Raw genomic sequence first — 14,742 nt, 5'->3', positions numbered from 1 at the left:
GAAGGATTTGGATATTTGCGGCGTTGCGAGGCTGTAGCCTCTACTATGAATCACCTTTTTCCTCTCTGAATATGAGTCTGGTCGTAATCGGTACGGTGGCGTTCGACGCCCTGGAAACGCCTTTTGGCAAAACCGACAAAATCATTGGTGGCGCGGCCACCTACATTTCGCTGTCGGCGAGCTACTCCGTGAAGCCGGTGAAGCTAGTGGCCGTAGTCGGCGACGACTTCCCGCAATCCGACATTGACCTGCTGGAGCAGCACGGCGCCGACACTACGGGCCTACAGATCAAGCAGGGCGAAAAGTCGTTCTTCTGGTCGGGCAAGTATGCCAACGACCTGAACTCGCGTGAAACGCTGGTGACGGAGCTGAACGTGCTGGCCGATTTCGACCCTATTCTGCCCGATTCCTACCAGGATTGCAAGTACCTGATGCTGGGCAACCTCACGCCCCAGATTCAGCGCCTCGTGATTCAGCGCCTCGTCAACCGGCCCAAGCTCATCGTGATGGACACGATGAACTTCTGGATGGACATTGCGCTGGACGAGCTGAAAACGACCATCGAAATGGTGGACGTGCTCAGCATCAACGACGAGGAAGCCCGCCAGCTTTCGGGCCAGCACTCGTTGGTGAAGGCCGCCAAGATCATCCTGGAAATGGGCCCCAAATACCTCATCATCAAGAAAGGCGAGCACGGCGCGCTGCTCTTCGATAAGAAGCAGATTTTCTTCGCCCCGGCGCTGCCGTTGGAGGAAGTATTCGACCCGACCGGCGCCGGCGACACCTTCGCGGGCGGCTTCATCGGCCACCTGGCCGCCACCGACGACATCAGCTTCGAGAACATGAAGCGCGCCGTGATTCACGGTTCGGCCATGGCTTCGTTCTGCGTGGAGAAATTCGGCACCGAGCGGCTGCTACACCTCACGCAGGAAGAAATCGAAGCCCGCGAGCAGCAGTTCGCCGATCTGGTAGCCGTAGCCCCGGCCGCCACGGTGGCTTCGTAGTCTGGTTGGCGTCTCGACGTTCCAAAAGCCTCAGCCCACACCGGCTGAGGCTTTTTCGTGCCCGAATTTTGCGCAACCCCACGGCCAGCGGCAGGGTAGAAGTAATATTCATCCACCCGTAAACCACACGGCCATGAGCATGAGCAAGAAGCAAACCGACCTGACCAACGATAAAACGTCCGTCAACCCGGCTGCCAATACCAAGAAGAAAAGCACGCAGGTGCAAAGCCCCAACACCACCGACGTATCGGCCCACGGCAACACCACTGACGGCAACTCGGCCGGCGAAGGCGTCAATAACATCCGCAGCAACCCGCAGGGCAACAAACCGATGTCGGTAGACGGCGGCGGCAAAGGCCCCGGCCGCCAGGGCGACTAGGTCTTTTAGAGGTGAGACATTAGAAATGAGAGGTGAGACTTTCGTTCTGAAACCCAAGCGGGCCATCAGAACGAAAGTCTCACCTCTCATTTCTTTGTACTTACTTCTACCTCAAGGCACGACGGTCAGGCGCACCACCCGGGTGTCCACGTCGCCGTTATCGAAAAAATCCTGCTCGAAGAGGATGGTTTTGTTGTCAAGCCAGCGCGGCTGGGTGCAGCCCCACTCGGTTTGGCGCTCCCATAGCAGGCGCAGCGTGCTGCCGTCTACCGACCACAGCTGCAAACCGCTGGGCTCGTAGCGAGCCAGCACGTCGGAGTTGCCGCAAACGAAGTGGCGGCCGTCCGGGGCCACGGCCGGGGCGCTCCAGACGCGGGTGCGGCGGCCGGTGCGCTGGTCGACCAGCATGGAGTAGCCGCCTTCGTAGAGGTGCACGGCCACCAGCCACTGCCGGATGGCCGGCAGCGTGGCCAGGTACTCGTAGCTGATGTTGGTAGTGGGGTTGTCGGCGGGATTGTTGAGCAGGCGCAGGGGCTTGGCCGTGCCGGGGTAAAGCCACAGCGTATTGCCGACGCGCCGGACGCTCTTGCCGGCCGTGCGCAGGCGGTTGCGCTCCTCGGCTTCAAAATCGAAGGCCTCTTCCTCCTCGGCTGAAGCCGGCGGCACGGGCAGCCAGATCGGCTGGGGTAGCCGCTCATAGGTGCCCCGCGACGCCTGATGAATGGGCAGCACCCGGCCCGGCACCTGCACCAGCGTGTCGAGGTGGCCGAGGCGGTAGATGCGGGGCGGAACTGGGCGCGGTAGCCGCGCCACGGGTGCCACCACCGGCACGCCGGGCTGGGCGCGCTCCGTAGGGCCACGGAAAGAACAACTCAATACTAGCACTGCCAGCGGCAAAACCACTATTAGTGCACGAAGCCGAAACATGGGGATAGTGAAAAAACGCCGCGCTTAAAAATCCTGTTTCAGCCAGTTCCGGTAACTGGCCTGCTGTTCAGCCGTGGCTGCCGGAAGCTTTTCAATCGTAATCTTCTGCCAGAACCGCTCACCGGCACGGGCCGCCAGCGGCACCGTGAGCAGGCGGTTTTGGCGGAATACGCTAACCTCGTACGGATGTTCGCTGTCGGCGGAAAGCAGGCTCTGCAGGTTCATGTCCACGCGGCGTCCGTTCACGGCCACCAGTTCGTCATCGACGGTGAAAGCCGCCGCCGCCGGTGAGTTCGGCAGGATATCCGTGACTTCGGTTCTTTCGTTGCGAGTTACCGTTCGGAAGCCAAACAGGCCTTCGGAAGCCGACAGGTTTTCGGTGATGCGCAGCGTGCAGCCCACAAAGGCCAAGGCCTTGTCGAGCGGCTCTTCCAGCGGGGCCGTGCCGTAGATAAACTTGTCGAAATAGGCCTTCATGTCGCGCCCTGCCACATCCGTCACGATGCGCACGTAGTCGTCTTCGGTGTAGCCGATGCCGGTTTTGCCGAATTCCTCGTAGAGGCGGCGCATCACGTCGTCGAGGCTGCGCTGATGCTGAGAGAGGCGGCGTAGCGTGAGGTCGAGCAGCAGCGCCACCAGCGCGCCTTTGTGGTACACCGACACCTTGCGGTCCGGAATGCCGGGCTTATAGCCGTCCAGCCACAGGTCCATGCTGGCGTCGGCCAGCGAGAGGTGGTAGCGGCCGTAGTCGTCGTAATGCTTGCGCAGCACCGTATTCAGCTCCGCGAAATACTGCTCGGCGGTGCGCACCTGGGCCCGGGCCAGCAGGTACTCGCCGTAGTACGTCGTGACGCCCTCTGCAATGAAGCAGGTGCGGAAGTAGTTTTCCTTGCTGTAGTCGTAGGGCTGCATCTCAGTCGGCCGGATGCTCTTAATGTTCCAGGCATGGAACAGTTCGTGGCAGCTCACGCCCAGCAGCTCCTTGTACAGTCCTTCGGTCATCAGCAGCTCGGCCGGGCCCAGCGTAATGACGGTGGAGTTGAGGTGCTCGACGCCGTGGTAGTGCTTGTAGGGCAGAATCTGGTTGAGGAAGTGGTAGTCCTGGGCCGGAAACGCGCCGAACAGCGTCAGCTGCTCCTGACTGAAGGCCCGGAAATCGGCCACCAGCCGCTGCCAGTCCACGGGGCACTCGCCCTGAATCCAGATGTAGAAGGGGAGACCCTGCACCTCGTAGTTGCGGTACTGCAGCGTGGGGCTGGCAATAAAGGGCGAGTCGGCGAGGTGGTCGAAGCTCTGGGCCTGCAGCACGTTGGGTCCGCTTTGCGGGAGGCCGCAGGCCAGGTGCCAGCCCTCGGGAAGGTGCAGCTGCACCTGACAGGGCTCGTGCTGGCGGCCTTCCACGTACATAAAGCCCTGCACGGGGTTCATGTACAGCTGGCTTTCGTCGAGCCAGGAGCCGCCGGCGTCCATCTGATGGGCGTAGAAGTTGTAGCTCACCCGCACGGTGCGGCCGGCCGCCTCGCGCACTTCCCACCGGTCTTTGGTGAGCTTGCGGGTAGGCAGCAAGTCGTGGCTGGCCGCGTCGGAAACCTCCACCTGCTGAATTTTCTGGGCGAAATTCTGCAGCTCGTAGCGGCCCGGGCGCCACGCCGGCAGCTGCAGCTCCACGGTGGCGGGGCCATCGGTGGGTACCTCAAACGTCATGTGCAGCTGCACATAAAAGGTCAGCGGGTTCTCAAACGAGACGGAGTAGTGAATCATGGGCACGCGGAGCGGAAAGGGCTGAAAACCCAGTACAAAGGTAGGTCTATCCGGCTGAAATAAGTGGATAAATAACAGGGTTTTCGGCCCTGTAAACCAGCTTTCAGCGCAGGCCAAAACCCTGAATGGCGGATAGATGCCGGCAACGGGCCACGGAAAAAGGCGGCCGATGCTTTGCCATTTTCAAACTAACGTCTTACCTTTGCCGGCCCTACCTGTAATTGAGTCACCAGACATACCATGAAACGTACTTTTCAGCCCTCGCAGCGTAAGCGCCGCAACAAGCACGGGTTCCGCACCCGCATGGAATCCGCTAACGGCCGCAGCGTGCTGGCCCGCCGCCGTGCCAAAGGCCGCAAGCGCCTGACCGTATCCGACGAAGGCCGTCACAAGCGCTAGGCTGCTGCCAACTGCTGTGGCTGAGCTCCTTACCCCGCACCCGTTGCCGGAGGAGCGCTCCTATTCGTTTTCGAAAGAAGAACACCTGTGCCGAAAAAAACTCATTGATGAGCTTTTCGCACAGGGTTCTTCTTTTGGTTTATACCCGTTGCGGCTGGTGTGGCGGCCCGCCGAAACCCATGCCGCTACGCCTCCACAGGTGCTGGTGAGCGTAAGCAAGCGCAGCTTCAAGCGCGCCGTCGACCGCAACTACCTCAAGCGCCTCATGCGCGAGGCCTACCGGCTCAATAAGCACCGCCTCACGGAGGCCGCGGGCGGCCACGGCGTCGGGCTGCTGGCTATTATCTACACCGGGAAGGAAAAAAAGCCTTTCGCGCTGGTGGAAAAAAAATTAATTTCAGGGCTGGAGCGTTTGCTGACTGACGCAACCCCGCACGGCGCGCAGGCGTCTGCTGTGTAGGGTTGTTTTTCTGCTCCTTCCCCTGTCTATGCGCAACAAGTCTATTGTGGCCGGTGCCTTCCTGAGCGGGGCCGCGCTGTTGGTTTCCTTCCGCTCCGACAACGAACGGTACTTCGAAATCGCCAAGAACCTCGACATTTTCGCCACCCTGTTCAAGGAGGTGAATACCTACTATGTGGACGAGGTGCCACCGGCTAAGCTGGTGAAGACGGGCATCGACGCCATGCTCAAGTCGCTGGACCCCTATACCAACTACATTCCCGAAGACGACATCGAGGACTTCCGGACCCTGACCACCGGCCAGTACGGCGGCATTGGGGCGGTAGTGGTGAAGCGCAATGGCAAAACCATCGTGCAGGCCGCATACGAAGGCTACCCGGCCCAGAAAGCCGGTCTGCTGCCCGGCGACGAGATTCTGACAATCAACAGCGTTAATGTTGAGAAGAAGAACAACTCCGACATCAGCAAGCTGCTGAAGGGGCAGGCCAACTCGCTGGTGAAGCTGATGGTGACCCGCTACGGCCAGGATGCGCCAGTGGAAATCAACATCACGCGCGACAAGATTCAGGTCGATAACGTGCCGTATTACGGCATGCTCACCAACGATATCGGCTATTTCCAGCTGTCGGGCTTCACGGTGGATGCCGGCAAGGAAGTGCGCATGGCCCTCACCAAGCTCAAGGAGCAGGGGGCCAAGAAAATTGTGTTTGATATCCGCGACAATCCCGGCGGTTTGCTCAACGAGTCGGTGAATATCTCCAACCTGTTTGTGGAAAAGGGGCTGGACATCGTGAGCACCAAGGGCAAAGTTTCCGATTGGAACAAGACCTATAAGGCGCTGGACATGCCGCTGGACACGCAGATTCCGGTGGTTATCATCACCAGCAGCCGGTCGGCGTCGGCGTCGGAAATCGTTTCGGGCGTGCTGCAGGACTACGACCGGGCCGTGGTGGTGGGGGAGAGGACGTTCGGTAAGGGCCTCGTGCAGGCGACCCGGCCGCTGAGCTACAACTCGCAGCTGAAGGTGACGACGGCCAAATACTACATTCCAAGCGGCCGCTGCATCCAGGAAATCGACTACGCGCACCGCGCCGACGACGGCACGCTGGGCAAAGTACCCGACTCGCTGCGCACGGCCTTCAAAACGCAGGCCGGCCGCACCGTGTACGACGGCGGCGGCGTGGCGCCCGATGTGGAAGTAGTGGACCGCGAAATTGCGGATATCACGCGGGTGCTGCTGCAAAAGAGCTACCTCTTCGACTACGCCACCCGCTACCGCGCCGAGCATGCCACCATTGCGCCGGCCCGGCAGTTCAAGCTCTCGGATGCCGATTACGCCAAGTTCACGGACTACCTCAAGGGCAAGGACATCAGCTACAGCACCGACGCCGAAAAGGCTATCAACGACCTCACCAAAAAGGTGAAGGAGGAGAAGCACTACGACGACGTGAAAACCGAACTGGAGGCCATGCGCCGCAAGGTGAGCACCAACAAAGGCAACGACCTGACCCGCTTCAAGCCGGAAATCAGGGATCTGCTGGAGCAGGAAATCGTGTCGCGCTACTACTTCCAGAAGGGCCAGATTGAAGCTACCTTCGACGACGACCCCAACATACTGATGGCCATGAGCGTGCTCAACGACCCCAACCGCTACGCCGCCCTGCTCCGCCCCAACGGCCGCGCCGCCAGCGCCACAAAAGGTGCCGGCACGGCGAAGTAGGATTTGGAAAGCAGTGTGTGATGACTGTATACTAGCACGGTAGTTTCATGACGAAGCTGCCGTGTTTTTTATTTATATGATGGATGATTTTATCCTGCGGGCAAAGCCTTGGCAGATATTTCTATGCTTGCTGGTGCCGCGCGTTGCTTCATGGTGCATAGATGACGGTATACTAGATGCTGTTCTGTCTTTCACCAGTTTGTCTTTATGGGTGATATGGGTGGCTCTTTTAGTAAGCTCGCTCAGCCGCATACGTGCTGGAATAGAAGGGTATAATTTCACTTGGTTTCTGGTGAATGTGTTCGTGGTGCTGTTGGTATTGGCCTACGCAAGCTTCGCAGAAGACCTGAATGTGCAGTTCTCCTCAACCAGCTTTCGGGTAACGGGTGTAGCCGCATTACCAGGGCTGTATGCTGGGTTTGCCTACATTCATCTGCATTGGTTCACCGCGTCGCTGTTACTTGCTAAAGAGCACGGACGCCGGCCTGATTTCAGCCAGGCGTTTGTGGCCTTTTTGGCGTTGTGGTTCTGGCCTCTTGGCGTTTGGTTTATTCAGGAGAAGGCAAATAGGATCTGGGATGAAGATTTCTGGGCACGCCAAGCCGTAGATAATCTGGGAGCTGAGCCGGTGGAGTAATTCAGCAAAAGCGTAGGCTATATCTTTGCCCCATGCCTAGCCTCATCCTTTCCCTCGAAACGTCTTCTGCTGTCTGTTCTGTGGCTTTGCACCGGCTGGACGATGGCCGGCTGGTAGGGCAGTCGGAGCTGCGGCTGGAAAAGTCGCACTCGTCGCACCTGAGTGTGCTGGTTAGCCAGTTGCTGGAAAACACGCTGCATACCTTGGCCGACGTAGCGGCCGTGGCCGTGAGCGACGGGCCGGGCTCCTACACGGGGCTGCGGATTGGGGCTGCTGCTGCTAAGGGGCTGTGCTACGCGCTGGACATTCCGCTGGTGGCCGTGAGCACCCTGGCGGCGCTGGCCCGGCAGGTGGCCGCTGCCACCGTGCCCACCGAAGACCTGCTGCTGTGCCCCATGCTGGACGCGCGCCGCATGGAAGTCTATACCGCCCTCTACCGCCCCGATGGCACGCAGGTGCTGGCGCCCACGCCGCTCATCCTCGATGAAATCGCGCTAACTGAACAAACCACTCAGCACCGCGTGTTATGCTTCGGAAACGGCGCGGCCAAATTCCGGCCGCTCGCGGCAGGCAACCCGAACGTGGCGTTTCTGGCCGGTATCGAGCCTTCGGCAGTGGCCGTGGGCGCGCTGGCGGTGGAAGCCTACGCTCGGCAGGAATTCCGCGACGTGGCCTACTATGAGCCGTTTTACCTGAAAGAGGTGTACACCACTACCCCGAAAAGCTGAGTTGCGCCGGCGCTAGTGCCGGTAGCCCTGCCAAGTGCCGCCGTAGCGGTAGCCGGGTTGGGGTTTGGCCTTCAGGCAGCAGCTTTCGCAGACGAAAATCCAGCTTTTGCCTTCGGTCGGCGTCTGGATGCGGTACAGCGTGGTCGCCTCGGTCTGACAATGGGCGCAGAATTTTGTTTTCATGGTGAGGAGTCTGACCGGTCAACAACTTTTTGCGGTCGTCGCTTTGTTTGAAGTTTTGTTTCGCTTGTTTATTCTGCCTTTCTCATGGAACCGTTATTTGTCAACCGCGTCGCCAGCAGCGCCCTTACGTCGCTGAACCTGGAGGAGCTGCTGCACCCCGGCGAGCGGGTCGTGTACGACATCAAGGACAACCTGTTTCACGGCCTGATGCTGCGCGAAAAGGATTTGCGCGAGTTCGTGAAAACCCACGACTGGAGCCAGTACGACGGCAAAAACGTGGCCATCATCTGCTCGGCCGATGCCATTGTGCCCACCTGGGCCTACATGCTGCTGGCCAGCAAGCTGCAGGGCCATGCCCACCGCTACGTGTTTGGCAGCCTGGAGGCGCTGGAGCAGGAGCTGTTCCAGGAAGCCATTGCCGGCATCAGCGCCGAAGACTACCGCGACGCCAAAGTGGTGGTGAAGGGCTGCGGCGAGAAACCCGTGCCGACCTACGCCTACGTGGCCATCATGCAAAAGCTGCTGCCTGTGGTGAGCAGCGTGATGTATGGCGAGCCCTGCAGCACGGTGCCGCTGTATAAAAAGCCGAAAGTGAGTGTAGCATAAGCTTCAGCTTGTGCCGGTTGGCTATTGAGCCTACGCAAAAGCGAGTTGCGCACCCTGGTGGTGCCGACTCGCTTTTTGCGTTTTCAATGAAAGTTAATTGGGGGGCAGACCCCCGATTAGCTGGGTCGGACCCCCGATTTCGCACTTGGTTGGCCCGATTGCGAGGGTCCGACCCAGCTAATCGAGCCTATCTGGTCCGAAATCGGGCTAAATTGGACCTATTCCGAGCCAGCGAGGACCGATTAGGTACTGAGCTGGTCCGATTGTGGGCCAAAATGGGTCGATTGTGGCCTGACCTTGCTCAATTTTGAGCCACTTTGGTCCTAATTGTAGTGGTTTCGCAAACGAAATATGCTCCGGTCCGACGCCGTAGGCGTCCGACCGGTTGCCGTCCGCGCCACGGCGGCTACTAAAATACTGCCACCCAGACGACGACGGAATCACCTCAGCACGCGGCAACCGGTCGGACGGCTGCCGCCGTCGGACCGGAGCATACTTCGTTTGCGAAACCGCCATTGGACCCGACTTGGCCCCGGAGAGCAGCCTGTTGGCTTGCCAACGGATTCTGCATATTTGGGGCCTCACTTTCCCTGCGCATGCCCCAAACCAGCCCCTACAAAATCAGCATCCTGACCGGCATTTCCATCGTGGTGGCCAATATGGTGGGCACCGGCGTGTTTACCAGCCTGGGGTTTCAGGTGACGGACATCAAGAGTGGGTTTGCGTTGCTGATGCTGTGGGCGGTGGGCGGCGTGGTGGCCTTGTGCGGAGCGCTGAGCTACGGCGAGTTGGCCACGGCACTGCCCCGCTCCGGCGGCGAGTACCACTACCTGTCGCGCATTTACCACCCGGCGGTGGGTTTTTTGTCGGGCTGGGTGTCCAGCACGGTGGGGTTTGCGGCGCCCACGGCGCTGGCGGCCATGGCGCTGGGCAAATACGCGGGCAGCGTGTGGCCGGGGCTGCCGCCGCTGCTCCTGCCGGTGGGCGTGGTGCTGGCCCTCACGGCGGTGCACGCCAGCAGCCGCCGCGCCGGCAGCCGCCTGCAGCTCGTCGTGACGGCCGTGAAGGTGCTGGTGCTGGTGGCGTTTGTGGGCGTGGGGCTGGTGGTGGCCGTGCCGCAAGGGCTGTCGTTTGCACCGTCGGCAGCCGTGGGGCGGGAGCTGCTGAGCCCGGCGTTTGCGGTGGCGCTGGTGTACGTGTCGTATGCCTACTCGGGCTGGAACGCGGCCGTGTATGCCACCGGCGAGGTGCAGGAGCCGCAACGCACGCTGCCACGCATCCTGCTCACGGGCACAGCGCTGGTGCTGGCCCTGTACGTGGCCCTGAACTTTGTTTTCCTGTATTCCACGCCCATCAGCAAGCTGGCCGGGCAGGCTGAAGTGGGCTTTATTGCGGGCACGGAGCTGTTTGGGCCACTGGGTGGGCGGCTGATGGGTGGGCTGATTGCGGCTCTGCTGGTGTCTACTATCAGCGCCATGATTTTTGCCGGGCCGCGCATTGTGCAGGTGATGGGCGAAGACCTGCCGCCGCTCCGGCCGCTGGCGCAGCTGAGCGCGGCGGGCATTCCGGTGCGGGCCATGCTGCTACAAACCGGCCTCACGCTGCTGTTCATCGTCACGGCCACCTTCGAGCAGGTGCTGCTCTACGCGGGCTTCGTGCTCAACCTTTTCACGTTCCTGACGGTGCTGGGGCTGTTTGTGCTGCGCTGGCGCGAGCCGAATCTGCCGCGGCCCTACCGCGCCTGGGGCTACCCGGTCACGCCGCTGCTGTTCCTCGCCCTCAGCGCCTGGACGCTCTGGTTCATCGTCCACGACAAGCCCACCGAGTCGCTCTACGGCCTACTGACGGTGCTGGCGGGGCTGGTGCCTTACGCGCTGAGCCGACGACGGTAAGCCGGGCCCGCTGCCGGTCGGCTTCGTCACATCAGAAACGCTTACTCCCTGCCTTGCCACATGGAAATCACCCTCGCCAACCGCTGGCACCAGCTCACGGCCCCGCTACTGGCCGATGAAGCCGCCCGCACCGCCATGCTCACGCAGTTGACCAAGGCGTACGAGGCCCCGGGCCGCCACTACCACACGCTCACCCACATCCGGGCGCTGCTCGATGCCACTGACCAAGCCGCCGCCCAGCTGCAAGATTCGGTAGTAGTGCAACTGGCCGTGTGGTTTCACGATGCCGTGTACGAGGCGCTGCGCTCCGACAACGAAGCGAAAAGCGCTGAGCTGGCTCGCGAATTTCTGGCAAAAACCTCCCTCTCCGCCGAACGCCAGGCGCGGGTGGCCTTCCTGATTGAGCGCACCCACGACCACACCCAGCCTCAGCCGCCCGACGACTCGGACCTGCTGTTTTTCCTGGATGCCGATCTGGCCATTCTGGGCGCTTCCGAAGCCCGCTACCAGGAATATGCCCGGCAGGTGCGGCAGGAGTACCGCCTGGTGCCGGGCCTGCTCTACCGCCGCGGCCGCCGCAAAGTGCTGCAGAAGCTGCTGGAAGCACCGGTGCTCTACCACACGCCCGGTTTTCGGGAGCAGCTCGATGCCGCCGCCCGCCGTAACCTGGCGCAGGAGCTGCGGGAGTTGTAAACGCCGCCTTATCACCAGCCCAGCCGGCAACGGACCCGGCCAATCCGTGTCTCTGGGTTTCTTCTCCTTCTTGCTTTAGCTTTGATGATGCACCAACTACGCTTTTTAGGGCTGCTGCTGGCCGTGTCGGCCCCGGCTCTGGCCCAGACGCCGGCCGCGCCTTCCGCCGGACTGGCCCCGCTCACCGTCGAGAAAATCATGCGCGACCAGGCGCAATGGCTGGGCACCGCGCCCTCCAACGTGTACTGGGGCGAGGACGGCCGCACCATCTACTTCAACTGGAACCCTGAGAAAAACCGCCGCGACTCGCTGTACCAAGTGGCCGCCAGCAGCGCCGGGGCCCCGCGCAAGGTGAGCCCGCGCGAGCAGCGGGAGCTGCCCGCCAGCTCCGGTGAGTACGACCAGGCGTACACCCGCAAAGTGTACGAGAAGGAGGGCGACATCTACCTGCTCGACCTGAAAACCCGGAAGGTGCGCCGCGTTACGAACACCGCCGAGCGCGAAACCGACCCCGCGTTTGCCATGCGTGGCCGGATGGTGAGCTACATGCGCGCCCAGAACCTCTACACCTGGGACCCCGCCACCGGCGAAACCACCCAGCGCACCGACTTCCGCAAGGGCAGCAAGCCCGCCAACAGCCAGCCCACCGACAAGTCGGAGCGGTTTCTGCGGGCCCAGCAGCTGGCTTTGTTCGACGTAATCCGGCAGAAAGACCAGGACCGGCAGGCCCGTGAGCGGCAGCAGAAGGCCTTGGCCCGGCTGCGCCCCAAAGCCATCTGGATTGGCCAGCAGGCCGTCGATAACCTGCAACTCAGCCCCGATGGCCGCTACGTGACCTACACGCTGGTGCAGGAACCGGCCGCCGAAAAGGTGGCGCTTGTGCCTAGTTTCGTCACGGCTTCGGGCTTTACTGAGGACATCAGCACCCGTACCAAGGTAGGCGCGCCGCAGACCGCCTACGAGCTGGGCGTGTACGACCTGGCCCGCGACACCACCTTCGTGCTGGGCTACCGCGAGCTAAAAGGCCTCGACGAGCAACCCGCCTACCGCAAAGAATACCAGCTGCCCGCCAAGGCCCCCATGCCCGCCGATTCGGCAAAGGCGGCCGCTACCAAAGCCAGCCAGCCCAAGCCCGCCACCGAGCTGCGCCGCGTGCAGCCGTTCGGGCCCTTCTGGTCGGAAGACGGGCAGCGGGCGTTTCTGGTGGTGCGCTCCGCCGACAACAAGGACCGCTGGATTGTGGCCCTGGACCCGGTTAGCCAGAAAATCACGCTTCTGGACCGGCAGCGCGACGAAGCCTGGATCAACGGGCCCGGCATCGGGTACGGCGCTGGCAACGTGGGCTGGATGCCCGACAACCGCCGCATCTGGTTCCAGAGCGAAGAATCCGGCTACTCGCACCTCTACACCGTGGATGTGACTTCGGGCCAGAAAAAGGCCCTAACCAGCGGCAAGTTTGAGGTGCAGAAAGCCGAGCTCAGCCGCGACAAAAAGACGTGGTACCTCACGGCCAACGCCACCCACCCCGGCGTGCAGCACTTCTACCACCTGCCGCTGGAAGGCGGCGCGCTCCGCCAGATCACCACCCGCGACGGCGCCAACGAGGCCACTGTGTCGCCGGATGGCCGGCAGCTGGCCGTGCGCTACAGCTACACCAACAAGCCCTGGGAGCTGTATCTGATGGACAACAAGCCCGGCGCCAAGATGCAGCAGCTCACCCACAGCACCACGCCCGAGTTCGAGAGCTACGCCTGGCGCGACCCCGAAATCATCACCATCAAGGCCCGCGACGGCGCCGACGTATACGCCCGCCTGTACCGTCCCGCCAACCCCACCGCCCAGGGCCCGGCCGTGATATTCGTGCACGGCGCCGGCTACCTGCAGAACGCCCACAAGTGGTGGAGCCAGTACTCGCGCGAGTACATGTTCCACAACCTGCTGGTCGATAAAGGCTACACGGTGCTCGACATCGACTACCGCGGCTCGGCCGGCTATGGCCGCGACGTGCGCACCGGCATCTACCGCTACATGGGCGGCAAAGACCTCACCGACCACGTCGATGGGGCTAAGCTACTGGCCGAGAAATACGGCGTGAGTGCCCAGCGTATCGGTATCTACGGGGGCAGCTACGGCGGCTTCATCACGCTCATGGCCATGTTCACCCAGCCCGACGTATTCCGCGCCGGCGCCGCCCTGCGCTCCGTCACGGACTGGGCCCACTACAACCACGGCTACACCGACAACATCCTCAACGAGCCCTACAACGACTCCGTCGCCTACGCCCGCTCGTCGCCCATCTACTACGCCAACGGCCTGAAAGGCGCCCTGCTCATGTGCCACGGCATGGTGGATACCAACGTGCACTTCCAGGACATCGTGCGCCTCTCGCAGCGCCTCATCGAGCTGAAAAAGGAGAACTGGGAGCTGGCCGTGTACCCCGTCGAGGACCACGGCTTCGTAGAGCCCAGCTCGTGGACCGACGAGTACAAGCGCATCCTGAAGCTATTTGAAACCAACCTGAAGCCCGGCAGCCCGGCCACGGGCGGCGCCAGTAGCGGCGGTAACTAAGCTGCCCGAACGCATAATAAAAAGCCCTTGTCGCGCATTACGACAAGGGCTTTTTATTATGCGTTCGGGTCCGGCGGTACTTTTCAGCCGTCGGGTCAGTCGTCGTCAGAACATTCTCTGCCAGAGCAATGCCAAGACGTTCAAGTGAATAACCTCAGCTTTCCTCAAGCTGTTCGAAGCCAATCTAAAGGCTACTTACGACAACGGTAGTAGACTAAGTGCGCTTGATTACCATTAGAAGGATATTATCGCGCATCACTGCCTGACGATGGGTTGGGAACCAGACATGATTCGTTGAATGCTTGTAGTACCGCAATAATTCCCGCTTCTGTATAGGGAGCCTGGGTCGCTGCCATTGCTGCCGGCGCACAGTTTCCGAAGTAAGTCGACAATTGGTCGCGATACATGTTGCCGTCAACCCAAATAGTATTGGTGGGCCCTTTTACAAATAGTGGCGCTCTGTAAGCTCTAAAATCGGTTGGCCATTGCGCTGCACCCAAAAATGCCGGGTTCCCAGCATGGTGGTGCTATACAGAGAGGTTGGACCTTCCAACAGCATGTCAACCAATAATACAGCAGGCTTCTGGCGAATAACTAGCCCCCAATCCAGGTTTTGTACAGCAGTAGTGGCGTAGCGGTCAACGGGCAGAATGAGGATGCGCTGCTGACTTCAAGTAGAGTGCACGGCGCGAAGCTCTTCCAAGGGGATTTTTCGCACAGCATCTCCCGGATTAGCGCGGAAAAATACAGCCGAATGCTCTGCAGTCCACTTTGTACTATACAAC

General features: G+C 61.2%; 14 protein-coding genes. 11 read left to right on the top strand and 3 right to left on the bottom strand.

What is annotated here, in order from left to right:
- Positions 1-71: 71 nt before the first annotated feature.
- Positions 72-1,004 (top strand): PfkB family carbohydrate kinase, encoded by a 933-nt coding sequence (locus O3303_RS12565; protein WP_269558741.1) that lies wholly within the window; start codon positions 72-74, stop codon positions 1,002-1,004.
- 139 nt (positions 1,005-1,143) lie between these two features.
- Positions 1,144-1,383, top strand: coding sequence for a hypothetical protein (locus O3303_RS12560; RefSeq protein WP_269558740.1), 240 nt, complete (start codon positions 1,144-1,146; stop codon positions 1,381-1,383).
- Positions 1,384-1,494: 111 nt separating this feature from the next.
- On the opposite strand, the gene O3303_RS12555 is transcribed toward O3303_RS12560, so the two are convergent.
- Complete coding sequence (locus O3303_RS12555) at positions 1,495-2,259, bottom strand: TolB-like translocation protein (RefSeq protein WP_269558738.1); 765 nt, start codon at positions 2,257-2,259, stop codon at positions 1,495-1,497.
- A 75-nt stretch (positions 2,260-2,334) separates the two neighbouring features.
- A complete protein-coding gene (locus tag O3303_RS12550; protein ID WP_269558737.1) occupies positions 2,335-4,071 on the bottom strand; it encodes a M61 family metallopeptidase in 1,737 nt (578 codons plus the stop codon).
- Between the two features lie 240 nt (positions 4,072-4,311).
- Between O3303_RS12550 and rpmH the strand changes: the two genes are divergently transcribed.
- The 5 genes from rpmH (at position 4,312) to tsaB (ending at position 8,015) form a co-directional block, all read left to right on the top strand.
- On the top strand, positions 4,312-4,470 hold the full coding sequence (gene rpmH, locus O3303_RS12545; RefSeq protein ID WP_044015888.1) for a 50S ribosomal protein L34: 159 nt from the start codon (positions 4,312-4,314) through the stop codon (positions 4,468-4,470).
- Positions 4,471-4,513: 43 nt separating this feature from the next.
- Complete coding sequence (gene rnpA / locus O3303_RS12540; RefSeq protein ID WP_269558736.1) at positions 4,514-4,930, top strand: ribonuclease P protein component; 417 nt, start codon at positions 4,514-4,516, stop codon at positions 4,928-4,930.
- 28 nt (positions 4,931-4,958) lie between these two features.
- A complete protein-coding gene (locus O3303_RS12535) occupies positions 4,959-6,650 on the top strand; it encodes a S41 family peptidase (RefSeq protein WP_269558735.1) in 1,692 nt (563 codons plus the stop codon).
- A gap of 76 nt (positions 6,651-6,726) precedes the next feature.
- The gene (locus tag O3303_RS12530; RefSeq protein WP_269558734.1) at positions 6,727-7,287 is read left to right on the top strand and encodes a hypothetical protein; all 561 of its coding nucleotides are present in this window, start codon (positions 6,727-6,729) and stop codon (positions 7,285-7,287) included.
- A 32-nt stretch (positions 7,288-7,319) separates the two neighbouring features.
- Positions 7,320-8,015, top strand: a complete 696-nt coding sequence (tsaB, locus tag O3303_RS12525) for a tRNA (adenosine(37)-N6)-threonylcarbamoyltransferase complex dimerization subunit type 1 TsaB (RefSeq protein ID WP_269558732.1) — start codon at positions 7,320-7,322, stop codon at positions 8,013-8,015.
- Between the two features lie 12 nt (positions 8,016-8,027).
- Here the strand turns inward: tsaB and O3303_RS12520 are convergent, their stop codons facing one another.
- On the bottom strand, positions 8,028-8,198 hold the full coding sequence (locus O3303_RS12520; RefSeq protein WP_269558731.1) for a DUF8622 domain-containing protein: 171 nt from the start codon (positions 8,196-8,198) through the stop codon (positions 8,028-8,030).
- 84 nt (positions 8,199-8,282) lie between these two features.
- On the opposite strand from O3303_RS12520, the gene O3303_RS12515 reads away from it, so the two are divergent.
- The 4 genes from O3303_RS12515 to O3303_RS12500 all read left to right on the top strand — a co-directional run bounded on the left by O3303_RS12515 (position 8,283) and on the right by O3303_RS12500 (position 13,957).
- The gene (locus O3303_RS12515) at positions 8,283-8,804 is read left to right on the top strand and encodes a DUF2480 family protein (RefSeq protein ID WP_269558730.1); all 522 of its coding nucleotides are present in this window, start codon (positions 8,283-8,285) and stop codon (positions 8,802-8,804) included.
- 596 nt (positions 8,805-9,400) lie between these two features.
- A complete protein-coding gene (locus tag O3303_RS12510; protein ID WP_269558729.1) occupies positions 9,401-10,696 on the top strand; it encodes an APC family permease in 1,296 nt (431 codons plus the stop codon).
- Between the two features lie 60 nt (positions 10,697-10,756).
- On the top strand, positions 10,757-11,389 hold the full coding sequence (locus tag O3303_RS12505; RefSeq protein WP_269558728.1) for an HD domain-containing protein: 633 nt from the start codon (positions 10,757-10,759) through the stop codon (positions 11,387-11,389).
- 84 nt (positions 11,390-11,473) lie between these two features.
- Complete coding sequence (locus O3303_RS12500; RefSeq protein ID WP_350356584.1) at positions 11,474-13,957, top strand: prolyl oligopeptidase family serine peptidase; 2,484 nt, start codon at positions 11,474-11,476, stop codon at positions 13,955-13,957.
- Positions 13,958-14,742 lie beyond the last annotated feature (785 nt).

Source organism: Hymenobacter canadensis (genome assembly GCF_027359925.1).
Classification (GTDB): Bacteria; Bacteroidota; Bacteroidia; order Cytophagales; family Hymenobacteraceae; genus Hymenobacter; species Hymenobacter canadensis.
This window is presented reverse-complemented; position numbering and strand designations above follow the sequence as displayed.